At 47.6% G+C, this 24,558-nt stretch carries 18 protein-coding genes; 12 read left to right on the top strand and 6 right to left on the bottom strand.

The genetic code is table 11. The features are described 5' to 3' along the window. The 4 genes from Q369_RS29150 to Q369_RS0122670 all read left to right on the top strand — a co-directional run bounded on the left by Q369_RS29150 (window position 1) and on the right by Q369_RS0122670 (window position 2,047). Window positions 1-693 carry a hypothetical protein gene (locus tag Q369_RS29150; RefSeq protein WP_051664239.1) on the top strand — a complete coding sequence of 231 codons (693 nt, stop codon included), beginning with the start codon at window positions 1-3 and terminating at the stop codon, window positions 691-693. Window position 694: 1 nt separating this feature from the next. Then, entirely contained in the window at window positions 695-1,243 is a 549-nt protein-coding gene (locus Q369_RS0122680; RefSeq protein WP_051664238.1) for a MutS-related protein, read from the top strand. Between the two features lie 75 nt (window positions 1,244-1,318). Beyond that, window positions 1,319-1,711, top strand: coding sequence for a response regulator (locus Q369_RS0122675; RefSeq protein ID WP_031530014.1), 393 nt, complete (start codon window positions 1,319-1,321; stop codon window positions 1,709-1,711). Between the two features lie 27 nt (window positions 1,712-1,738). Next, entirely contained in the window at window positions 1,739-2,047 is a 309-nt protein-coding gene (locus Q369_RS0122670) for a hypothetical protein (RefSeq protein WP_031530013.1), read from the top strand. Window positions 2,048-2,055: 8 nt separating this feature from the next. Here the strand turns inward: Q369_RS0122670 and Q369_RS0122665 are convergent, their stop codons facing one another. Next, window positions 2,056-6,027 carry a hybrid sensor histidine kinase/response regulator transcription factor gene (locus Q369_RS0122665; RefSeq protein WP_031530012.1) on the bottom strand — a complete coding sequence of 1,324 codons (3,972 nt, stop codon included), beginning with the start codon at window positions 6,025-6,027 and terminating at the stop codon, window positions 2,056-2,058. A 249-nt stretch (window positions 6,028-6,276) separates the two neighbouring features. Between Q369_RS0122665 and Q369_RS0122655 the strand changes: the two genes are divergently transcribed. Genes Q369_RS0122655 through Q369_RS0122645 form a run of 3 tightly spaced genes read left to right on the top strand, consistent with a single transcriptional unit; the run spans window position 6,277 to window position 14,035 of the window. Next, a complete protein-coding gene (locus Q369_RS0122655) occupies window positions 6,277-9,288 on the top strand; it encodes a SusC/RagA family TonB-linked outer membrane protein (RefSeq protein ID WP_084165826.1) in 3,012 nt (1,003 codons plus the stop codon). A gap of 19 nt (window positions 9,289-9,307) precedes the next feature. After that, window positions 9,308-11,035: a RagB/SusD family nutrient uptake outer membrane protein gene (locus Q369_RS0122650; RefSeq protein WP_031530010.1), complete on the top strand. Its 1,728-nt coding sequence runs from the start codon at window positions 9,308-9,310 to the stop codon at window positions 11,033-11,035. Window positions 11,036-11,044: 9 nt separating this feature from the next. Beyond that, window positions 11,045-14,035, top strand: a complete 2,991-nt coding sequence (locus Q369_RS0122645; protein WP_084165825.1) for a PA14 domain-containing protein — start codon at window positions 11,045-11,047, stop codon at window positions 14,033-14,035. 92 nt (window positions 14,036-14,127) lie between these two features. Here the strand turns inward: Q369_RS0122645 and Q369_RS0122640 are convergent, their stop codons facing one another. Both Q369_RS0122640 and Q369_RS0122635 read right to left on the bottom strand, forming a co-directional pair. Beyond that, window positions 14,128-15,972 carry a mechanosensitive ion channel family protein gene (locus tag Q369_RS0122640; RefSeq protein WP_084165824.1) on the bottom strand — a complete coding sequence of 615 codons (1,845 nt, stop codon included), beginning with the start codon at window positions 15,970-15,972 and terminating at the stop codon, window positions 14,128-14,130. After that, window positions 15,969-16,160 (bottom strand): hypothetical protein, encoded by a 192-nt coding sequence (locus Q369_RS0122635; protein WP_031530007.1) that lies wholly within the window; start codon window positions 16,158-16,160, stop codon window positions 15,969-15,971. The genes Q369_RS0122640 and Q369_RS0122635 overlap by 4 nt, the downstream gene beginning before the upstream one ends. A gap of 158 nt (window positions 16,161-16,318) precedes the next feature. Here Q369_RS0122635 and Q369_RS0122630 point away from each other — a divergent pair, with 158 nt between their 5' ends. Continuing rightward, complete coding sequence (locus tag Q369_RS0122630) at window positions 16,319-17,806, top strand: glycoside hydrolase family 130 protein (RefSeq protein ID WP_229206926.1); 1,488 nt, start codon at window positions 16,319-16,321, stop codon at window positions 17,804-17,806. Here the strand turns inward: Q369_RS0122630 and Q369_RS0122625 are convergent. Both Q369_RS0122625 and Q369_RS0122620 read right to left on the bottom strand, forming a co-directional pair. Then, the gene (locus tag Q369_RS0122625; RefSeq protein WP_031530005.1) at window positions 17,796-18,806 is read right to left on the bottom strand and encodes a glycosyltransferase family 4 protein; all 1,011 of its coding nucleotides are present in this window, start codon (window positions 18,804-18,806) and stop codon (window positions 17,796-17,798) included. The genes Q369_RS0122630 and Q369_RS0122625 overlap by 11 nt on opposite strands. Further along, complete coding sequence (locus tag Q369_RS0122620; protein WP_031530004.1) at window positions 18,803-21,046, bottom strand: glycosyltransferase family 4 protein; 2,244 nt, start codon at window positions 21,044-21,046, stop codon at window positions 18,803-18,805. Before Q369_RS0122620 ends, Q369_RS0122625 begins: the two co-directional genes overlap by 4 nt. A gap of 369 nt (window positions 21,047-21,415) precedes the next feature. Between Q369_RS0122620 and Q369_RS0122610 the strand changes: the two genes are divergently transcribed. Beyond that, a complete protein-coding gene (locus tag Q369_RS0122610) occupies window positions 21,416-21,637 on the top strand; it encodes a hypothetical protein (protein WP_031530003.1) in 222 nt (73 codons plus the stop codon). Then, the gene (locus Q369_RS0122605; RefSeq protein ID WP_031530002.1) at window positions 21,634-21,813 is read left to right on the top strand and encodes a hypothetical protein; all 180 of its coding nucleotides are present in this window, start codon (window positions 21,634-21,636) and stop codon (window positions 21,811-21,813) included. The genes Q369_RS0122610 and Q369_RS0122605 overlap by 4 nt, the downstream gene beginning before the upstream one ends. Here Q369_RS0122605 and Q369_RS0122600 read toward each other — a convergent pair whose 3' ends face one another. Continuing rightward, window positions 21,814-22,374, bottom strand: a complete 561-nt coding sequence (locus Q369_RS0122600) for a helix-turn-helix domain-containing protein (protein WP_051664237.1) — start codon at window positions 22,372-22,374, stop codon at window positions 21,814-21,816. A gap of 277 nt (window positions 22,375-22,651) precedes the next feature. Between Q369_RS0122600 and Q369_RS28545 the strand changes: the two genes are divergently transcribed. Next, entirely contained in the window at window positions 22,652-23,893 is a 1,242-nt protein-coding gene (locus tag Q369_RS28545; RefSeq protein ID WP_051664236.1) for an ice-binding family protein, read from the top strand. A gap of 93 nt (window positions 23,894-23,986) precedes the next feature. After that, window positions 23,987-24,301: a hypothetical protein gene (locus Q369_RS0122590; RefSeq protein ID WP_031529999.1), complete on the top strand. Its 315-nt coding sequence runs from the start codon at window positions 23,987-23,989 to the stop codon at window positions 24,299-24,301. Window positions 24,302-24,558 lie beyond the last annotated feature (257 nt).

Here is a 24,558-nt window from a genome sequence, read left to right as displayed (position 1 = left end):
ATGAAAAGCGATATCAAGAACCTGACTCAGCAAAAGATCAAGAACAGTCCGTTTAACTTTGACCAGATCGGAAAATACTTTGTCAAAGCAGCAAAAGACAAAGATTCGCAGACGATATCAGACCGGACTTATCAGGACCTGGACCTTGAAGATGTATTTAAATTCATAGATCGCACTTTGTCATGTCCCGGGCAGCAGCTGTTGTATTATGTTTTGAGGACAATACCAAAAAACGATGCGCGCAAGCAGAAGCTGGAAGGCCTGATCTCTGTTTTTCACAAAAATCCTGACCTGAGGGCGAGCATTGCAGCCAAAGTTGCAAAACTGAATAAGAAAGACGCCTACTACCTGCCCGGACTTTTCCAGGAGAAATACCTGCAAAGACCAAAATGGTTCTGGCTGATACAAACGCTCTGCTGCGTAAGTGTGTTCACAGTAGCCCTTTTCTTCATTTTCCCGCAGCTGGTCATCCTTCTGATGCTCCTGTTGCCGGTGAACCTGCTTTGTGGCCGAGATCGACCTGGCACTTTCCACGCTTGCTTTGAGGGAGGATTGTCCCTACTTCTGCGTGCCGGAAATGAATGCGTCCGGCAGACGCCTCGTTGCCAGGGAGGTTTACCATCCGTTGATATTTGCCGGCGTTTCCAACGACATCGACCTGAACGGGAAATCAGCTTTGCTGACAGGCTCTAATATGTCCGGCAAAACTACCTTCATCCGCACATTAGGTATCAATGTTATTCTGGGCCAAACCATCAACACCTGCTTTGCCAGCGCTTTTTCAATGCCGCCCATGCGGGTTTATTCTTCCATCAGAATTGCAGATGATCTGCTCAGTGACAAGAGCTACTACTTCGAGGAGGTTCTTAGCCTGAAACATTTATTAGAACACAGCCTATCTGACGAATGCAACCTGTTTTTACTCGACGAGCTGTTCAAGGGCACTAACTCTGTGGAGCGGATATCGATCGGCAAATCCGTGCTCACTTACCTGGCGGGGCACAACAACCTGGTCCTGGTTTCTACCCACGACAGAGAGCTTGCGGACTACCTCGCACACGACTTCGATAGCTATCATTTCACAGAAGTGATCGACCAGAACGATATTCATTTTGACTACAAGATCAAACCGGGGAAGTTGACTACAACCAATGCAATCCGCATTCTTGAAATGAATCAATACCCGCCTGACGTGATCGAAGAAGCTCACCGGCTGTCGCAGCAGTTAAAAAGCGGCGGGTAAGTTGGGATAAAGGATCCCGGGCTTGCATGATTTTTATAGTGTTCGTTGAGAATGCAACCAAAGTACAAGTCAACTATGGGAAACAAAGGTCTATTTGTGCTGATCGACGATGATACCGACGATCATGAAATTTTCAAAATGGCTCTCGACGATGTGGACAGAAATTTGGAATGCCTGTTTTTTCCGGATTGTGAATCTGCATTGGCGCATTTCAACAGCGGGCCGGTAACGCCGCCCGGTTTCGTTTTTGTGGATATAAGCCTGCCCAGGATCGGCGGCGCCCAGTGCCTGCAACAATTACAAGGATTGCAAGAGTTTGATAGCCCAATCATTATCATTTATTCCACCTCAATTCCCGAGGAATGGAAACCACAACTGGAAACAATCGGGGTAGATAAATTCATTGAAAAAACAGGACGCATCTCGGCTCTGACCACAGAATTGCAGCATTTATTGCAAGCGGGCTAAGTCGCGGCAGAACAAAATCCAATTTACATGCAGTTAATCCAGATCTTCATACCGGCTTACGATCCTGACGGAAACCGGTTCGACGAAAAATTCTTCACCGAAATCAAAACTAAGCTCACCACACAGTTTGGCGGCGTCACGATTTACCAGCGGGCACCTGCCACAGGGTTGTGGAAAGAAGACGGTAAAACAACACGTGACGAGATCATTATTTTCGAGGTAATGGCTGAGGAAGTCGAATCCAGTTTCTGGAAACCTTATAAAGCTGCGCTCGAAGCGCAATTCCGTCAGCAGCAGCTGCTGATCAGATCGTCGCAAATTGAAATAATCAACTAACGAAGCCGCTATGCAATCCCCTTCTGCAACTTGGAAATGTAGTTGGACGGGCTGACGCCGAATTGCTTCTGAAAATCGCGTGAAAAGTTGGTTGGAACACTGTATCCCACCATATCGGCCACTTCGTTGATCTTGTATTTGTTTTCCGAAAGCAGCTCCGCGGCTTTTTTCAGACGCGACAAGTTGATCAGCTCGTTGGGTGTCATATCCGAAATCCCCTTGATCTTCCGGTACAAGGTAGGTCTGCTCATGTTCATCAGCGATGAAAGCAGATCTACATCCAGGTTACTATCGGCAATGCGGCTGGTGATAATGCTGTTAAGCTGTTCCAAAAAGTCCTTATCTGCCTTTGAAAAGGCAATTCCTTTGATATGCGTCAAAGGCGAGCGTGCAAAGTATTCTTTGATAATGTTCCTGTTATTAATCAGATTGGTGATCTGGGCAGCGAGGTGATCAAGGGAAAAAGGCTTCTCAATGTAAGCATCGGCACCTACTTCCAGCCCCTCAATCCTGGAATTGATCGAGTTTTTGGCAGTCAGAAGTATAATCGGAATGTGGCTGAACTGCACGTCGTGCTTCATCTTTCTGCAAAGCTCAATTCCGTCCATAACCGGCATCATAATGTCGCTGATAACCAGGTGCACGTTTTCGTGCTGCAAAATTTCAACAGCCTGCTGACCATCCAGTGCACGCATTACATTGTAAGACGCACTCAGTTCGCGGCTCAGATAGTGGAGGATCTCGACGTTATCTTCCACCAGCAGGATCACGGGCTTGGCCGGGTCTGCCGAATGGTTTGGCTCGTCGGTTAAAAGAAAATCCTCTGATACCTCTTCATTTTCGCCTTTCAGGTCCATTTCGTAGTCCTGGTGAATGGGCAGCGAAAGCAGGAATGTATTCTGCTGGCTTTCCTGGCGCCTTAGTTCCAGCTTTCCTTTGTGCAGCTCGGCCAGGGAACGAGCGAGCGGAAGGCCTATTCCGGTACCCTCCTGTTTCTGGCTGGCAGCCACCCGGTAAAATGGTTCGAAAATCCTGTCCTTATCTTCATCGTCAATAATGAGACCGTCATTTGTAAATTCAATATGGAAAAGCAGATCGTCGCTGCTGAAAGGCAGCAGCTTTATTTTCACCGACTGATCAGCGTATTTGATCGCATTGTTAATCAGGTTGCTGATGATTTTTTTACAGGCTTCAATGTCAACAAATGCTTGTAATGCAATTCTGGGGAGCTCGATTTTATAGCTCAGGTTCTTCTGCTCGGCGGCGGGCCGGAAAGTAGAGAACACGTCGCTAAGCAGCTCGTTGATATCTGTTTTTGTGAAATTCAAACTAAAATTATTCGCCTCAGCTTTGCGGAAATCCAGCAGCTGATTGGTCAGATCAATGAGACGATTGGCATTTTTATTAATCATGTTCAGGTTCTCAAATGTTTCCGCATCCGCTCTTTGGTCCGCCAGCAGCTTGTCCAGCGGCATTTTAATGAGCGTCAGCGGCGTTCTGATTTCGTGGGCAACGTTGGTAAAGAAGTCGATTTTCGCATTGTATATCTCCCGTTCTTTCCCGATTTCAATGGCGTCGATCTCCCGCTTATTTTTCTCGCCCATTGCCAGGTGGTAATACCGGAAAACGGTAATACCGATAGCGGACACAATCACAGCATAAAGCAAATACGCCCAGGTTGTAGCCCACCACGGAGGTAAAATGTCGATATTCAGCCTGGCTTCCCGACTATTCCAAACGTGATCGTTATTCGACCCCTTAATTCGTAACACATAATGGCCCGGGGGGAGTTTTGAAAAGGTGATTTTTTTATTGTCTGATAACGTAAACCATTCTGAATCAAATCCCTCCATTTTATATTTATAGCTATTCATTTGCGGGATCACATAGCTAAGCGCCGCCACATCGAAGCTGAGGCTCGAACGATCGTAGGGCAGCCTGATCCATCCGGTATAAACCGGGGATTCGGTAAGAGGAGAATCCTTCCCTCCTATCCGCAGTTCCTGGTTGTTGGCCTGAATGCCGGTTACGTATACAGGTGGAACGTAGGTATTTTTATTGAATGAGCCGGGTTTGAAGCTGATCAGCCCCGCTACTGTTCCGAAAAACAAGGTACCATCGTCATTTTTGAAGGATGAATTATAATTAAACTGCTCGCTGGGCAGTCCGTTTGCTTCATTGTAATTGGTGAATTTTCCTGTTTTGGAGTTCAGCATAGACAAGCCGCGCGAGGTCGAGATCCAGTGGTTTCCAAGATCATCTTCCAGCACGCGGAATACCTGGTTATCCGGCAGACCGTCTTCAATGCGGTAGTTTTTAAATTTCTCCGTCACCGCATTGTATCGCGACAGTCCATGTTCCGTGCAGAACCATAAATCGCCGTCTTTGCTTTGGTAAAGGCTGTTTATATAGTTGTCCAGCAGCCCGCCCTTCTTACTTGCATCGTACTGGATCCTGCCTTTTTTTCCTGTCTTTGAGTTGAAATAAAAGATCCCGCCCCCATAACTGGCCACCCAAAGTGTTCCATGTTTGTCTTCGTGAATGCTTTGTACCTGCGTATTCACAAAGGTAATGGGCGTAAAATCGTCCGTGTCTCGGTTGTACTTGAATAACCCCGACCAGGTGCCGACCAGGATGTCCGAGCTGCGCGTCTTATATAATGTTACAATGAAATTGCTGCCGAAAGTATTGGGCATACGCGTGGTATAATGCTTGATCACCTTGCCGGTTTTCAAATCCATCACATCCAGCCCGTGCTCGTAGGTTCCGATCCAGAGCTTGTCACCGTCGGCAACGAGACCGTGCAGATTGTGGTAGGCAATGCTCCCCTTTTTTCCGTCAGGCAGAAATGCCGTGAATTTGCCGGTTTGGAGATCCAGCTGATTCAGCCCTGCATCCTCGGTGCCGATCCAGAGCTTACCATACTGGTCTTTGGTGATCTCGTGGACGAGGCTGCCGCTGATACTGTTGCCGGGCTGGGGAAAATATTTCTGAAAACGGTTATACTCCGAAGAGTAATAGTTGACGCCGCCAAATTGCGTACTGATCCAAATTCCCCCTTCCCTATCTTTGAAAATCGCATTAATAATATTGTCCGTGATCGAGTAGGGATTGAACTTCTCTTTGACGATTTGCTTCATCTTTTTCTTTTTCAGGTCGAGAATGAAAAGTCCCGACTCGGAGCCCAGCCAGTATTCGTCTTTCCCGTTTTCAAAAAAGGTATGCATGTATATGTCCCTTTCATGCCCTGTTTCTCTCGATATATCGGTGATCTGTTGTGTGCGAATATTGAAAAGCAGAATGCGTTTCATATTCCCGACCAGCAAGGTGGAATCGGAAACGGAATGCAGCCTCATATTGGAAAAAATCTCATTGACCCGGCCCGAGAGGTCGTACTTCGAAACGGTACCTACCTCCGGATGATAGCGGCGGATGACTCCGTTGCTAAACGCCGCCCATACTTTGCCGCTCGCCGAAACGTGAATGGAAACCGTGTTGGCAGCGTCGGGAAGTGCAGTTACTGTTCCTCTTTTGGAGTCAAAGCGGTAGAGCTGATTGTCGGAAATAATCCAAAGCCCGCCTTTCCTGTCGCCGCGCACCGCACGTACTTCGCCGGTTGGGATTAACTTGAAGGCAGCAAATTGGTCTAAAATTGGATTATATACATAAACTCCCTTGTGTGTCCCGATCCAGAGCTTTTCGTCATCATCTTCGTATAGTGAAAAAACAGAGTTACTCCCCAGACTGGTAGAATCGCCCTCTTTGCTCCTGAAAATTTTAAAAGAATTGCCATCAAACCGGTTGAGCCCATTGCGGCTGGCGATCCAGATGAAGCCTTTTTTATCCTGGATAATATCGGTGGTTGCATTGCCCGAAAGCCCCTCCGAAACTGTGTAGCTTTTGAAGTAATAAGGTACGCTCTGCCCGAGGCAGGTCAGACACATAAACAGGCACCAGAACGTAATTAGCAGATTTTTCACACGCGCATCCCACCTAAGCCGGCCAGTGTGCCGGGGATTTTCCCTTTCAATTTTTTATAAATATATCCCTGCAAAATCATTGGTAAGTAACATTTCTTAATGATGAGACAGATTGATCTGAAATTGAGACTCACAGATCATTCCGTTAATCAACAAAGCAGGAACTTCGCAAAAGTTTAAATAAGTCCTATTAATTAATCAGATAGTAACAAGTTCATAAGCAAAGAACCCGCTTAAACAACAATTTTGATGAAAAATAATTTGTACAAAATGGCACAAGCTGCTAAAAAGCCGATGCGCCTGCTATGGTCTCCACAGACTGCGCTGGCGATGCTTTTGGGCGTCTTCGTAGCCATGTCCGGTGCACAGGCTCAAACCGGCACCTCAATTTCTGGTAAAGTTTCCGATAAACAAGGCGCCCTGCCGGGTGTTTCGGTTGTCGAGAAAGGCACAAGTAACGGGACTACCACCGATGTGGAAGGTAGATTTACCCTGCAACTCTCAGCCGGCGCTAAAACGATCACGCTTTCAAGCGTAGGTTATGTAGCTCAGGATGTGGATGTAAGTAACAAATCCACCGTCAACATCACGCTGGAAGAAGATCAAAAAACCCTGAACGAAGTGGTCGTGATCGGTTATGGTTCGCTCAATAAAAGAGAAGTATCCAGCGCCATTACCCACTTGTCGTCCAAAGACCTGTTGCGCGTGGGCGGTAACAACCCGATGATGGCGATCCAGGGTAAGGTGGCGGGACTTACCGTAACCAACACCTCAACTGCAGATCCAAACTCTACGCCAAATATCCAGCTCCGCGGCGCATCCTCTCGCAGTGCTGGACTGGGTCCATTGTTTGTCGTAAACGGGATACCAGGCGGTAACATCGACAACATCAACCAGAACGAGATCGAATCGATCGACGTACTGAAAGGCGGTGCGGCTTCGGCGATCTACGGAACGCGTGGAAGCAACGGGGTGATTGTGATCACTACCAAAAAAGGATCAGGCGAGCCACGTTTATTCTATGACGGTTACACCACTTTCGATTATCTGACCAATCAGTTGTCGGTGCTTTCGAAAGACCAGTTCCTGGCGAATGAAAGGGGTTTTGATTTTGGAGGAAATACCAACTGGCTGAAAGAAGTGAGCCGCCAGCCGTCGTTCTCTCACAAGCATACTTTACAATTCTCAGGAGGCAGCGGACAGACCAACTACTTCACGTCAGTAGATTACCGCGATGCCAACGGGATCGACCTGCGCTCGGGTAAAAGAGAATACGGTGGCCGGGTGAATATCAACCATACCACAGCCAACAACCTTCTGGCACTTACATTCAGTGTAGCGCCTCGTTATGCGAAGGTTAGTGACGCCGATTACAGTGCTTTCAACTATGCATTGACACTGAATCCGACCATTCCACTGCGGGATTCGACAGGAAAATACAGCTACATCAACTCTGGCTTTTTCGCAAATAACCCCGTTGAGAATGCAAAAATGGTTCTGCGCGACCGCGAGCGCAAGTCATTGGATTTGAATGGATCTGTTAAGCTGAACATTCTCGAAAACCTGAACACTGTGCTGACTTTCGGAGAAGTGAGCTCATCCTATCGTCTGATGGACTTCACGCCTTCCAACATTACGCCGGTAATCAATGGTACCGGAAGGAATTCGGCGTCGCAGCGGCTGGAAGAGAACGACCAGAAAAGTTTGGAATGGTTAGGAAATTATTTCATTGACCGCGGCAAACATTCTGTGAAGCTGCTTGCAGGATATTCTTACCAGTATTTCACTGCCTCAGGATTTAATGCGGGAAATGAGAACTTCCCTTCCAATGTACTTACCTATAATGGACTTGGAACCGGATTATGGAACCTTGAAAAAGGAATTAACGGCGTGGGCTCTTACAAAAACAGCTCAAAGCTGATCGCGTTCTTCGGACGTGTGAACTACGATTTTGACCAAAAATACTTCCTGTCTGCCAGTCTTCGCAGGGAAGGTTCTTCCAAATTTGGTTATGATAATAAGTGGGGATACTTCCCGGCAGCATCATTCGCATGGAGACTGACGCAGGAAGGCTTCTTGAAAGATCTCCCCTGGTTGAACGAGCTTAAACTACGCGCAGATTATGGTGAAACGGGTAACCAGGATTTTGACAATTACCGTTCACTGGATACATACGGCGGCTACGGCTATTATCCGTTCAACGGAAGCTCGTACCAGGTTTGGGGACCGAACCAGAACACGAATTACGATCTGCGTTGGGAAAAAGCGTCCAACTTCAACCTGGGTATTGACTTTGAGCTGCTCAGCAGCAAGATTACGGGTAGCGTGAATTACTACGTACGTACCAACAAAGATCTTTTGGGTAACTACAATGTGTCCAACCCGCCGAACATTCAGGGGCAAACATTTGCGAACGTAGGTACCATGCGCAATACGGGTGTGGAACTGCAATTGAGTGCAGCTGTGGTTAACAAAGGCGCATTCAGCTACAATCTGTCGCTTACAGGCGCATTCAATGACAACAAATTTGTATCGTTTTCAAACAACCTCTTCAAGGGTCAGAAATACATTGATGTAGTAGGAATGCCAGCACCGGGAAGCCCGGGTACGCTTCAGCGTTTGCAGGAGGACATGCGTATCGGAAGTTTCTACGCGCTGAAATCTGCCGGCGTAAACGATGCAGGTGCCTTGCTGGTGTATAACAGAAACGGGGATATTGTACCTGCAAATGAAGCCAACAATGACGACAAGCAATTTATCGGCAACGGACTTCCAAAGTTCACAACCGGTCTTACCAATAATTTCACTTATAAAAACTGGGATCTGAGCGTGTTCCTGCGCGGTGCATTTGGCTATAAGCTGTTCAACACCTATGCATTCTACCTGGGTACACCGGCAGCACAGCAAAATGCCAACCTGCTTACCTCGGCGTTTGACGGTGGTAAATACTCGAAGCTGACCAGTACCGCAACGTACTCTTCGCTATCGGATTACTTCCTGGAACCAGGCGGATTCCTGAAAGTGGACAACATTACATTGAGCTACACGCAGCCGATCAAATCGAAATTCATGCAGTCGGCGCGTATCTATGCTACTACCCGCAACCTGGCTACGTTTACCAAGTTTAAAGGCGGCGATCCTGACCTGATCCAGATCAACGGATTGTACCCGGGTGTAAATACCAACTCGGATAACAACGGTACGCTCAACTACTATCCGTCGACAACGCAGCTGTTGCTGGGCTTACAACTTACTTTCTAATATTCTCATTTAGAACAAAATGAAAAGAAATCCAATTTCAAAAAATATACTCAGGTTCGCTGCCTGCGCACTGCTTTCGGTGACGGCGGGCTGCACCAACCTGGACGAAGAACTATACGACCGGATCACTTCGGAAAACTTCCTGCAGACGCGGGAAGACGTGATCCGCGACTTTCTGAGAGCATTTGAACACAGCTACTGGAGTATTCAGGGCGGGAACACATTTATGCTGCAGGAAAACAGCTCCGACGAAATGATGACCATCAACCGCCAGGGCGACTGGTTCGACGGCGGGCAGTTTCAGCGCGTGCATTACCACACCTGGACTCCGCAGGACGGTTTCACAAGTGATCCCTGGAATGCACTTTACGGCGGCGTAACGCTGGCGACCAACTCGCTGGAAGATTTGGAAGGTATTACAGACCCTACCAAATTCGATATGACACGGGCAGAACTCGACGGAATGATCGCTGAGCTGAAAGTACTACGTGCGTGGCTGAACATTCGCTTGTTGGATTTTTACAGGAACATCGTGATTGTGACCAAAGTAAAAGGTCAGACAACAGGCGGTCCGCAGGTTCCACCACAGGAGGCATTTGCATTCATCGAACAGGAATTGAAAGATGCGCTTCCAAAACTATCTACCAATACAACATTGGGTGATAATGTAACGGGGCGCTGGACACAAGGTGGCGCGGCTTCGCTTTTGGTACGTTTGTACCTGAATGCAAAAGTGTACACAGGTACCGACCGTTTTGCCGATTGTGCGAAAATGGCGCAGGATATTATCGATGGAAAATACGGCAGCTACGCATTAGAAAGCCGCTGGGACGCGCCATTCGACTATACCAATCCGACTTCGAAAGAAACGATTTTCGGTTTCCCCGGAAGTTTCGCACAAACCCACTGGCAATACGACAGCGGAATGTATTTCTGGATGCTGCCTAACCTGGCACCGAGTTACTTCGGATTTACCGATTTTGGTAATGCTAACCCCAAGTATGCATTGCAACCAGGCCGCGACGTGGACAGTGTTGAGTACAGCTTTACAATGGGTAAGCCTTTCATCAAATTCCAGAAGTACAAGGACGATGTACGTTTGAAAAAATACAAGAACCTGGGCAACAGCAAGCGCGAGGGAATGTTCCTGTACGGTTACCTGCCTTACACAAATGCGCAGGGAAGAGCTGATACGGTGAGAGGTTTCAAAGGTCCGTACCCACTCTTTTTGCGTGACCAGGTCGGTAAATTCCTGGATGCAAAACCAGGTACCAAAATCGCCGACAAGGTTTCTAACATGAACAATGGAGATAATAACTCAGGTCTTTACCCGGTGAAATATCCATTCTACCCAAGCAGCGACCCCAACAAAATTTCTTCTGCTTATGCGGAGGTTCGTTTTGCGGAGATCTACTATTCTTTGGCTGAATGCAAATACCGCGCTGGCGACAAAGCAGGAGCTGCTACATTGTTGAATGCAGTTCGCAAACGCTACTACCCTGCCGGCTCTCCAAGTCTATACAAAGCCGACGGAAGCCAGCTGACTGATCAGGAAATGCTTGACGAATGGATGCGCGAATTTTTGGCAGAAGGAAGAAGGAGAACGGACTTGGTTCGCTGGGGCGTATTCAGCACCGGCACGTGGTGGGATAAAAAACCGGATGCGGATAACCACACCGACATTTTCCCGATCGGCCAGAATGTGTTGAACGCTTCTCCTCAGTTGAAGCAAAATCCTGGATATTAATTTTAAATCATGAGATTTCACAAACTCCTGGTGGGACTAAGTGCCGCGACATTGTTCGCGGTACTTGGTTCTGCCGCATTTACAGGCACGAAGCCACACAACCATGCAGCAATTGAACGTCCCAGGGAAGCCTGGGTTTTGCGTTCAGTACTTGATGGCAGACCGCGTATTCTCAGCATTGCGCTGCACGACAACCTCTGGCTGGCTTACAATACCAAAACAGCTGCTTTGTACAAAGCCTGGGCTGGTAAGATCAACTTCGGCGGTCCGGTTTATACTTCCGCGCACGGGCCGCAACCTGTTTCTTCCGGGGTTACCTATATGGAAGAGCTCGACGAAAATCCGTGGCGCATTACTGCGGACAATAAGGAAGTTACTCCTGCGGTAACCTACAAAGGCCACACGATTTTAGATAATCAGGTCACATTGAAATATGACCTGGAATACCAGGGCAAGAAGATTTCGGTGGAAGAAAAGCCCGAGTTTTTTGACGCAGGAACTGGTAAAGCAGGTTTTGAGCGTGTATTCACAGTAGCGAATGCGCCTGCGGGAGCTGTTGTTGCATTGAATGTACATTTGAACTCGCTATCTGCTGCAAACGACTACAAGACTGACGGCAAATTCACTGTGTCGGGACAGCGCGAGGAAAACATAGCAGGCCAGGCATTCAAAGCCATTGACGGGAAACTGATTTTGAACAACAATGGGAAAACAAACTTTTCTGTAAACCTGACAAAGAAACCGGCGCAGGCAGAGGCTACGCAAAAGGAAAGCAAGGCTGACATGATCGCCGGACTTTTTGCCAAAAGTGACTGCAATACCTGTCACAACCAGGATGTTAAAACAGTAGGCCCAGCCTACAAAGCGATTGCGGAACGTTACGAGAATAACGATCAGAACAAAAATGCATTGGTTACCAAGGTGATCAAGGGCGGCGCGGGCAACTGGGGACAAATCGCCATGTCGCCGCACCCGGACCTGAAAAGAGAGGATGCTGAAACAATGGTATCCTACATTCTCGAACTGGACGCGGAAAAGGAACGCGCGCAGGCGGCAAGCAAGCTGATGCCCAAGCCCGCCTACCCGATCGCAATCAAAACCGTGAACCCGGCGCAGGTAGCCACTGCAACCGAAAAACCGGGAATTGCTTTGAATATTTACCAGTTTGCCGGCGCAATAGGCAGTGTACCAGAAGTGAATGACGAAATGCTGCCGGTTAAATCAGGCTCGATCAATGCATTGCATCTGGACGATAAGGATTTCGGTGATTTGAAGGACAACTTCGCGATTTATGCAAGTGGTTATATCAACATCAAAAAAACGACCAACATTGTTTTTCGGCTCGTTTGCGACGACGGCGGCAAGCTGTTTATCGATAACAAACTGGTAGCTGATAATGGTGTAAATCATGGTTTACAGCCAACCGACGCAGAAATTATCCTGAAAGCTGGCAAGCATCCATTTAAGGTGGAGTACTATCAGGGTTCGTTTGGAAAAGGGCTTTCGCTGCAATGGCGGCCTTATGGCAGCAAGGAGTTTACAGTCGTGCCGCCTTCGGTGTTTACTTACAAAGGTTCTGATATCAAACGAACCGGGCAGACGGCGATCGAGGTGAAAAAGACTGATGTTCCAGGCGATCAATCGCCGCTTGTTGCAGTGCACCCGAGCTTTACATTATCTCAGGCGCGTCCCGACAACTTCCAGCCAAGAGTAGGCGGAATGGATTTTCTGGCCGATGGAAGAATGGTAGTAAGTACCTGGGATTCGCTGGGTTCGGTTTACATTGTTGACGGTAGAAAAGCATCTTCTCCAAATGATATCAAAGTAAAACGCATTGCATACGGCTTGGCCGAGCCGCTGGGCTTGAAGGTTGTAGACGATGAGATTTACATCATGCAAAAGCAGGAGCTGACCAAGCTGGTTGACCTGAACAAAGATGAAATCATCGACGAGTACCAGACAATCTGCAATGGCTGGAAAGTCTCAGCCAACTTCCACGAATTTGCATTCGGGCTGGTTTACAAAGACGGGTACTTCTACGGAACTCTTGCAACCGCCATTAATCCCGGCGGTGCGAGCACAAAACCACAAATCCCCGACCGTGGTAAAGTGGTGAAGATTTCGAGAAAAGATGGTTCGTTTACATTTGCTGCATCCGGCCTTCGTACACCGAATGGAATTGGCCTGGGCGTAGATAACGAGATATTCATCGCCGACAATCAGGGCGACTGGCTGCCGGCTAACAAGATCATCCATTTGCAGGAAGGCGCATGGTATGGTTCACGCTCGGTGGATTTTGAAGGTACTGCGAATAAGAAAGAAGCGCCTCCGGTGGTTTGGCTTACGCAGGATGAGATCGGTAACTCACCAAGTCAGCCCGCAAAGCTGAATGTGGGACCTTACCAGAACCAGATGATCCACGGCGATGTGACGCACGGGGGTATCAAGCGGGTTTTTGCCGAGAAAGTTAATGGTGTTTACCAGGGTGCAGTTTTCCGCTTTACACAAGGTCTGGAAGCAGGTGTTAACCGCCTCTGCTGGGGACCCGACGGATCGCTGTACATTGGCGGCGTGGGTTCTACCGGAAACTGGGGACACACAGGCAAGCTGGGCTACGGACTGCAAAAGCTGACCTTCAATGACAAGGTTGCATTTGAAATGCTGGCAGTACGCGCGAAATCCAATGGCGTAGAAATCGAGTTCACAGAACCTTTGAAGGAAGGTGTTGGTGAAAATGCTTCCGACTACGAGATCAAGCAATGGTGGTTTAAACCGACCGGCGAATACGGTGGCCCTAAAATGGACAACGAAAACCTTGCAGTAAAATCCGTGAAAGTATCCTCTGACCGCAAGAAAGTAACTTTACAGCTAGCTGGAATGAAGAGCAAACACGTGGTTTACATTCATTTGAACAGGAAAACCATGGTAAGCCAGAGCAGCCAAAACTTGTGGAGTACCGAAGCGTGGTATAACATGAACGAGATACCGCAGGGCATTTAAAGATCCCTGCCGAAAAGTATAAAGACGGGCTATCGACCAGGTACTGGTTAATAGCCCGTCTTTCGTTTTCAGATTGGCGCTCAAATTGTTCGTCAGGACATTTCCTTCCTCTTGCTTGATCCTTCCGTCGGATAGCTGATCGTATCTTTCAGATTCTGAACTTTCTCTTTGGAAAATGATGGTATGGAAAGCTCCCCCGCTTCCTGCCATTCTTTTACGCGCTCGCGGGCTTTGGCGGCCTGCTCAGGTGAATAACCCTGATCCTGGGCCAGGTAAACGGTTTGTGAGGGCAATGCAAAACTTGTCCCGCTGTTTGTAACCACTTCCATCATCCGCAGCAGCAGGTCCTCCTGTATTTCTAGGAAGTCGTCGAATTCAATGGTATTGATGTAAGCGAAAACCTCTATCCTGAAAGAAGTTGCGCCAACCTCGATTAAACGGACGCGGGCGGGCGTCGGATTCACTTTCGGATGTGCATACAGGATCGCGCGCAACTCCACGAGCAGGTAGCGGATTTGATCCGGCGTGGTCTCCATTCTCAAATTGAAGATGGGGTGATACCAGAACTTTTCCCGGTACGCCATATTCTCAATTTTCAGTGACGACAGATCTCCATTCGGAATACTGACGAGGGTACGATCGTTCGTTCGGACGCGGGTTGCCCTCATACCGATCTGTTCAATAGTACCTGTAATATCGCCTATCCTGCAAAAATCTCCGACACGAATCGGCTGGTCGGCAATGATCGTGACGCTACCGATGAAGTTCTCAACCGTCTTCTGTGTTCCCAATGCCAGCGCAATTCCACCGATTCCCAATGCAGCGAGTCCGGTACTCACATCGAAGCCGAACGTATCCAGAACGAACAGAATCCCTCCGACCACGATCGCAGTTTTCAATGCACGCCGGGAGAAAAGGATAGCAGAAACAGCAGCCTGATTTCTGCGCCTCGCCATTCGCCGCTCACTGATCCGCGTGACCACATCAACCAGCTCCCATATTAAAAGAAGTACAGCTACCAAGCCGACAATCAGCGTAAGATTGCTGAACCATTGTCTCACCACAATGGAAATCCCGGCTTTCCGACTAAGGAACACGAACAGCAAAACGGCTAGATACAAGCGGGCCGGGAGTGAGAAAGCACTTAAAACACCTGCAATGGGCTCCTGTCCTGCTTTGTGGTACACCAATGGGATTACCCGCAGGAACAAGGTGCTCAGCAGACGTGCTACAATGAAGGACAGCATGATCAACAACAGCATTGCGACCCAATGCGCAATGGGCACGCCGCCCCAGGCATTTTCCAGAAATATCTTGGGAGAAAGCTTACTCAGCAGCGAGCTTGACGCTAATTGATTTGAGTCCAGCGGAATACGCTCTACCGTTTGGGTTGAAAAAAGCCAGAGCGGCCTGCCGGATGCATCCTTTGTACTTTCCAGGATCAGCTCTACGGATTCGTTATTGACCTTTATTGCCCCAATACGGTCGAGATTGGGGCCTAGTCCGTCGTCCTCCTTTCCCTCATAATCATTACTGATCCAGGAGTAAGGATAGATATTTCCATTTGCCTCCACCAGCGCATGCAACACCTGAGCTTGCCTGATCCGGTCTTGTTTTTTCTTCAAAGCAGGGTCTCTCCTCAGGTACAATGCAGCTTTCTGAAAATCACCCTGGGAAGCGGCCCGCAAGAAACCGTCGATGGTTCCCCGTGGCGTTCGTCTGCCCAGCGAATCAGGTGGGTAAGTGACCAGTTTCTTAGCTGTCTTCGCGGTGTCCGGCGGATTACCGGGTAGTTGCGCGTTTACGTAGCTGCCCGGGCCGATCGCCAGCAAGCAAAAAAGCAAGACGGGAAGAATGCTGCGCCGGAGTAGTGTCTGGCGTTCATCGGAGCATGCGTTTGAAAGAAAATCGGAGTGAATTTTTAGCAACAATTTCATTTTTTCATCAAGTGGATGAGCAGTTCTTTTTTAGATGTGATGCGCTGTGCATGCACCTTGAAGTTCAGCAGAACTGCCATTTCAAAAAGCTTTGAAGTATCCTGTACAAATTCAGTGCCGCAGCCAATCTGCCTGTCTGGCCAGCGCAGTGCTGCCAGCCTGCCTTTGGATGCATTGAAAGTCCGCATCAGTGAATGTTATAACAATCAGGAGCCGATCTGTAACAAGGCCGCACTGCCAGGTGCCGAACTTTGGTAAACTTCATAAAGTGCCCGGTCATTTCTGATTTTTCTGAAAAGGCTGCCAGTCTTTATGTACTTGTCGCACTATTGCGATCTTCTATTGAATGCCAACTATTTATATGCGCCTTACCAGGAAAGATTTAACCTTTGAGCCAGATTTCAGCCGCGTAATTGCGCGGTTTCTTTTTAGCAGCGAAGAGCGAAGTGTGCAACTGATCAATATGATCCTCGCGTTGCCTGAAAAACAGCAGCACCAGGAGCTGAGTATCGTCTTACGGAGGTATTCCAAAAGGCACAGAAACATCTTACGGGTATTTGAACGTCATTTCAGCAAGCTTTCCGCTGTGCTTGGCACAATGCTCATTGACCCAAAAACCCTTGAAAGCCACCAGCGGCTTCTTATAGGTGCCTATTTCACGATGGAATACTCCATTGAAGCAGCCGCATTCTTTAACCCGTCGATTGTCGAAGACCCCGATCAGTCGAGAACAGAAGTAGGTGAAAAGCGGGTAATTCTCAGTTTCAGGGCAACAGGCGAAGGTCACATCTCCTCGATTGTGTTCAGGTCGGCGATCATTGATCAGGACAATATGATTACAGTCGACCAACCTGGCCGGCTGCTGGATGCTCCCGAGCACGTGAAGAACCATATTTATCAAAAAAGGTCTTTTCTGGCTAAACTCGGCGAAATGCAGAGTTTTGACAACCCGGCTTACCCGGTGATCGCACAAAGGCTGACAGACACCTTCACCTACGAAGAGCTCAAACGCTACGTAGACGAGACGAGACGCCTTCCCGAAATGGACGGTGTTGCCGAACTTTTCCTTCGTGAAATGATGTGGCTTGCGTCCTCGCATTATGAAATGGACTTTTCCCTCGACACGGATATCTCGGAGCGGGTAATCTTCCCGATCGCGGATACCGAGAAAAGAGGGATTGAAGATGCACGTTTTGTGAGGTTCACATCCGAAAACGACGAGCATACCTATTATGCTACGTACACAGCATACGACGGAGTTACGATTATGCCGAAACTGTTGATGACCAAGGATTTCTACCATTTCAAGGTATTGCCGATCCATGGGGAAATAGCGCAGAACAAGGGAATGGCCTTGTTTCCTCGCAAGATCAATGGGAAGTACGCTATGTTGTGCAGGATTGACGGTGTGAATAATTACATCGCGTTTTCCAACAACATCAGCATCTGGCGAGAGGCTACGATGATCCAATCTCCAAAGCATCCCTGGGAGTTTGTTCAGATCGGTAACTGCGGTTCTCCGATTGAAACGGAAGCGGGCTGGCTTGTGCTGACGCACGGTGTGGGCGCCATGCGCGAGTACGTGCTCGGTGCGTCGCTGTTCGAGCTGGATAATCCTCAGCATGAAATAGGCCGGCTCGATCAGCCGCTGCTAATGCCTAACCAGACTGAGCGCGAGGGATATGTTCCAAATGTAGTATACTCCTGCGGTGCATACATTCATAATGAAAGCCTGATTATCCCCTACGCTACGTCTGACTATGCTTCCACGTATGCCGTGGTGGAACTGAAAGAACTGCTGGATAAGCTTACCCTTTCAGATGTTACCGGTTAAGGATCTTTTCATAAACTGACAGATACCCTTCTACCATCTTTTCTTTGGAGAACATTGCCCGGGCCCATTGCCGGCATTCCAGCCTGTTGATCTGTGCGATCTTTTCCACAGCGCCAGTTGCTTCCTTTATATCATCAACCAAAAAACCTGTTGCACCATCTTTGATCAATTCGGGCATTGAACCTCTGTTGAATGCGATTACAGGTGTGCCGCAAAACATTGCTTCGGCGACACTTAGCCCGAAAGGTTCGTTGAAACGGATGGGATGAAGCAATGCCAGGGCTTTTCCGAGCAGCGTTTTGCGTTGCCCGGCTCCTACATTCCCGAGGTAAACAACTGTTTTCTCATCGATAAAAGGTTTAACCTTTTGTTCAAAATAGGCTTCATCCTGGATCAAACCGGCGATGAGCAGGACCCTGCCAGATCCTCGGGCGATTTCAATGGCTTCACTTGTGCCTTTATCAGGATGGACCCGACCGAAATAAAGCAGGTAATCTTCCGGATTTGGCTCAAAAGGAAAATCTGCAGCGTCAATTCCGTTATATACAGTTGCAGTATAATCCAGGCTCTCATCGCGGTCCGCATTGCTGATCGAAACGTACGAGGTTGCTGCATTATACTTTTGGTAAACTTCCAGAATCTTTGGCGAAGAAAAGCCGTGAATGGTAGTAAGCATCGGTGTGTTTATCAACCCGGAGTACGTCAAAGGTAGAAAGTCAAAATGATTGTGAATCAGATCAAACTCGCCTGATTTCTCCATCAAATAACTGATATGCAGGCATTCGGCTACTTTGGCATCCACTTCACGATCTTCGGCATAGGGTACCTTGCTTACACCGTCCAGCTTTGCATTGGTCAGCGAATCAGTGGTAGCAAATAGCGTTACATCCACTCCTGTCGCGTGAAGTCCCTCCGTTAAACAGGACGCAACCTGCTCCCAAGGACCATATTGCCGTGGCGGCGTGCGCCAGGCAATGGAGGATAAAATGGCTACTCTCATGCGAGCTCAGCTTCCAGCTCCGTTACTTCCTCGAAAACTTCGAGAACGCTCAGGTGAGAAATCAGGTAGGCCAATGTACTTTCAGCTCCCTGGTTGCGATTGACCCCATAGCTTTCGAGCCCGTCGCAGCAGCCTTTTGTTTCGAAGTCATACAAGCTGATCCGCAGGTCATTTTCTCCCAAAAACCACATGAAAGACGTATACAATCTGCTTACATAGACCGGGTTTTTGGTGAGCCTGAAAGCCTGATGGAACATCAAAACCATCGCCAGCGCGTCCAAAGGCTGCTGTGCGAATTTCGAATGTTCACTGTTTTGTTTGTACCAGTTTTCATTTCCGATAATGGACAGATAACCATCTTTCAGTGTATTGTCTGTCAAAAACTCCATACTTTCCAGTGCTACCTGGGTAATGCGCTCGTCGCTGAGAAATTCAGCTGCGTGCAGTAAAGCAAGCGGCAGGAAGGCATTATCATAGGCGAGCATTGATTCAAACCACCGCCACTCATCGGTTCTGTTGATGTCATAGTCTCTGATAAGCCGGTCGCTCAGTACCCGCAAAACCTGCGTCATACCTTCGTCGGAGGGATTACTTTTGAGATAATGGCAAATCCCCACCATGGTATTCGCAATGCTTCTTATAGAGTTGAGTTTGGTAAAGTTCGGGGCCGCATCGAAGAATATCTCCCTTCCTGTCTGGTAATAAGCGTCATTTGGCGCATTGCCCAGCAGGTAACCCAGGGACCAGATCGCACGTCCGAAAGAATCTTCGGAACCGACTTCATCCAGAAAATTCCTGTTGAAGCTCAGAAAATTCCTGAATGCGCCGTCGGCATTCTGCATATAGTTGATATAGCTGAGGTACGTCGGCGACAATTTCAATGCGAGCGGATGTTTGTTCCTTTTGTAGGTCATCAAAACCATCAGCAAAGCCCGCGCATTATCGTCCAGGCAATACCCTTCTTTTAAATTTGGGATACCATATTTTGCATGTTGAATAATGCCGGTATCGTCGGTAAGCCGCTGAATATGGTCGAGTAAAAATGGGGGAAGCGTAAGCGGGTCGAAAATGGCCTCAGTGCTGTCTGTAATGTCCGGGTGCGCTTCTACCACGTCTGCGGCTAGCTCCACGTACTTCGCTCCGATCTTTGGCCAGGTAATTTCCCTACCGTAATCGTAAGCGTTTTTTCTTAATTCATTCATTTGCTCGGGGTGATCCAGCAAATCCAGCAAAATACCACTCAATGCTGCTGAGTCATTGAACCCAAACAGCCGCCCTCTGTCCTCTGCAAGCAACTCGGCCGCGTGCCAGTATGGCGTCGAGATAACGGCGGTGCCTGCGCCGATCGCGTACGACAAAGTACCGCTGGTAATCTGAGCTTCACTCGTGTAAGGCGTAATGTAGATATCAGAGGCGGAGAGGTATTTGAACAGCTCGGATTGGCCAACGAATTCGTTGAGAAAGATCACGTGCTTATCTATTTTCAACTTTTTCACCAATCCCGTCAGGTATACGCGGTACTCCTCACCTGAGTGCCGGATCACATTGGGGTGGGTTTTGCCTAGAACAATGTAAACTACGTCGGGATACTGCTCCACAACTCCCGGGAGCGCTTTCAGCACGGTTTCGATGCCTTTATTTCTCCCGATAAAACCGAAGGTAAGCAGTACCTTTTTCTTGGATAACCTGAATTCCTGCTTTGCCAGCAGCTGGTCAAATTGCAGATCGGGAACGCCGTGTGCGATTTTGGAGATCTTTTCGACCGGTACTTCGTACACATCCACAAGCATGTCAACAGCCGTCTGGCTCATGACAACCACCGCCTGGGCAATTTTGCAGATCTCTTTCAGCACTGCACGCTGGTTGTACGACGGGGTTTTTAGAACTGTATGTAAGGTAACTATAAGCGGAATGTTCAGTCGGTGAAGGAGCGGCAGGATGTAAATTCCGTTTTGTCCCCCGAAAATGCCGAATTCGTGTTCCAAGACACAAACATCTGCACCACTCAGGTTGATCATATTTGCAGCTTCCAGGTAATGGGTTTGTTCCTCCTGCCTGATTGAAAATTTTACCTCCGGAGGATAGTTGTAATGCTGTTCATGATCGTCGATCGCAATTACAAATCCTTTGTTGACCTGCTGCCCGGAGCCAGTCTGCGTAGCAGCGTCAAAGAGGTTTTTAGTGAATGTCCCAATCCCGCACTCACGGGGTGGGTAAGTTCCTATAAATGAAATTTTCATGCTGGCACTTGGTTGATTTCTTCTAAGTTAACCTTATTATCCTACACTTCCGGAATTAATGCACCTGCTGGCAGCAATCGCACTAAAGTCATTGGTTTTGAACAAGAAAGCTTTGAAGTCGGGCAAAAAGGCTTATCTTTCAGTTAAACCGAAAAGATATGTCAAACGAGAAAGTTGTGCAGAAAGGCGATAAGAAGAAGGCTTCGAAAAACTTAAAGGAAAAGCGGGCCGACAAGAAGGAAAAGCGCGACAGTAAATCCAAAGGCGAGTAGGTGAATGTGTGACTTATGTAACAATCGCAATCTAAATGTAACATTATTGGATGTTGATTGATGAACTTTACAATTATTGACCACTAAATAATATATCATGACAATCAGCCGCATATTCAAGATAAATAGCACACAAGTAAATACACGCGGCATTTTAGCGCGGACAGTGGGAATGGTAACAGCAATAATGAATGATATCATCGCCGGGCTGGGCAATGTCAGCAATTACAGAGAAAGCTGCAATGCGATTGATCTTGAAAAAGGATTGATGGGCATGCAGCTTATAGCAGTACGAGTTGAAGGACCAAGATTTAAATGAAAGCGCCCGATCAGAACGGAAAGTACGCTAGCGGACAAAAGGTATTTGCTCTGAAAAAACCAGAGCAAATGCTGATTATCCGCCGTTACTATGGCCGGATTTATTACTGCAATGCTGTTATCGAGGAAGGAAAAGAATATGCTTATTTTGAAAGCGAGATAAACGCTGCCGATTAGCTATATATTTTCAAGGTTACTATTCCTTTTTTGCCTTAGCTTTTTGTAAAAAGAAGGAGATAATCCAGTTACTTTTTTGAATTGATTCGATAAGTGAGATACACTGCTGTAATGTAGATTATATGCTATTTCGGTTAGATTAAGTTCATCGTACAGCAGCAGCTCTTTCACGCGTTCAATTTTATGATTAATAATAAATTGCTGAATATTGATCCCCTTTACTTCGGAGAAAATATTTGACAAGTAGGTATAATCATATCCTAATTTTTCCGAGATATAGTCTGAATAGTTGGTCTTCGGAAGCGCGTCTTCATGGTGGACCATATTCACAATCACATTCTTGATCTTCTCGATCAGAATGCTCTTTTTATCATCCAATAATTCCAGTCCTGACTGCAACAGGTTTTTACGCAGTATTTCAAACTGTTCCGTGGAAAGGTCATCATTCACCTGCACTGATCCCAGCTCCACAACCTTGTAGCTGACGCCCAGCTTTTCCAGCTCCTCCTGCACCATCATTTTGCAGCGCAGGCTCACCATGTATTTTATATAAATCGTCATGAAATGCTGTCTCTAAAAAGCTACGGAGGATCAATTCTTCCATTGTCAGCAATATAGCACCCCGACGCGCGGATTCATACGAATCAAACCCTATATGGAATAATTATCTGTAATTCCGCTGCTATACTTCTGAATGGCTAAGCTTTGACATCGATCTTAAATCACTCGTCAGGAAAGGTGTGAATATTACAACTATTACTACACGTTATACAACAATACTTGTACGAAATGGAATCACCTTTGGGTGTGAAAATTCTTTCACCATTATTCCAAGTATATGAAACACAATTTCCTCAACATTCTAATCAATAGTGCCTTACTGGTGACTGCTTCTCAGCTCACCTTTGCGCAGACAGCTCCAAACCTTGGCCCTGCCGCCAAGTTCGCACTCTACACATCCGTCGGCGGATTCGCAAATACAGGAACAACAACCATTACCGGCGACATTGGCAACGGCGCAGGCGCGGTTACCGGCAGCGCTGTGACAGTAACAGGTCAGACCCATTTTGGTGACAATGAGGGAGTGTTGGCTGCAACAGGCGTAGCAACTGCTTACGCCTTTTTGGCCAGTGAGAGTGAAAACCCATGTGAAAACACACTTACCTCGCCGCTCGGAGGCGGCACAACGCTTACCGAAGGAGTACATTGTATCGGAACTGCCACTGCACTAACAGGCACCCTGATCCTGGACGCGGAAAATGATCCCAATGCTATTTTCATTATAAAAATTAATGGTGCGCTTTCGGCAGATGCGACAGCCAGCATTTTGCTGGCTAATGGCGCTCAGATCAAGAATGTATACTGGCAGGTAAATGGCGCCTTTACTGTAGCAGCTGGCGTTGCGTTTGTTGGAACGGTTATCAACGCCGGAGCGATTTCGTTTGAATCAGGTGCATCTCTTTCCGGTAGGGCGCTTTCGACGGCTGGTCAGATCACGTTGAACAATAATACGATTTCCAATGCGGAAGTTTCACTGCCGGTTACGCTGGTGAGTTTTACGGTTAAAAAGGGGGAACATGCCAATGCAGAATTGCAATGGTCCACTACTTCTGAGGTAAACAGTGATTACTTTGAAGTTCAGCATAGCCAGCTTGGAAAAACCTGGACAAAGCTAGCGGTTGTTAAATCACACGGTGAAAGCACTCAGTTTATTTCTTATTCCTTTTCTGACTTATCTGTTCGTTCAGGAAATAATTTATACCGTCTGAAAATGATGGACAAAGACGGAACTTTCGCATACAGCAGGATCAGAAGCCTGAATATGGAAGCTGGAAACAGAATTGTACTTTATCCAAATCCAGCAATCAACAACCTAACCTTACTTAATGCGGATGCCGAACACATACGAGGCGTTCAATTCTTCAACACTGCCGGCAAGTTGGTATTGGATCGGGCACATTCGGAAGTGGCGGATAATACGTCTGAGTTCAACATCAATCATTTGCCGAACGGGCTGTATATCATTAAGGTAAGTTTCGCAAATGGAACAACTGAAAATGCCAGGATTATTAAAAGATAACTCCCGGGTATTCACTTGGTAAATGAACTATATACACATTATTTTTTCAATTATCAGCTGACAACGCAGTTATCCCGAACAAACCCTCATTTAATGGAAACATTTCACGTTTTACTTTTCAGTCACCGGGATAGAACCGATGCGATTATCAATAAGTATGTAGAAAAATATAAGAATTCGGGCGAACCTATTACGATGGATGTATGGGTTTCTTTCATCATCGAGAACGCACAGGATGTCATTGCCGAGCTGACGCAGAGCGGTACCGACGTATTTCACGAGGCGATAACCAATGGAATAAATTTGAAAGTTGAAGATTATGACGCGATCCGGGAAGTAAATCTGAACGCCGCTTCCAAGTACAAATTGGAGCTAAAAAGTATTTACGAAAGGATCAGTGCGCTGTGAGTTTGCGACCCGTTCCCGGCAAATTGCCCGGGTAGGATTATGCTGATCAGCTTAGACGTAAAAGAGCACCTGGCGAAAACCAGGTGCTCTTTGTGATTCCGTTGTGATTCGAATGCCGCGGCCAACCGCACCGGCGACCCGGACAAGACCTACTGCTTAGAAGCGGACGCCGCACGGGCTGCGCGCCTCGGGCAGTTGCTCTATCCAGCCGGCCGACGCTCGGTGAGCTAGGGAACATTAGTGCACAAAAAAAGCAC

The organism is Dyadobacter crusticola DSM 16708, from assembly GCF_000701505.1.
GTDB classification, from domain to species: domain Bacteria; phylum Bacteroidota; class Bacteroidia; order Cytophagales; family Spirosomataceae; genus Dyadobacter; species Dyadobacter crusticola.
This window is presented reverse-complemented; position numbering and strand designations above follow the sequence as displayed.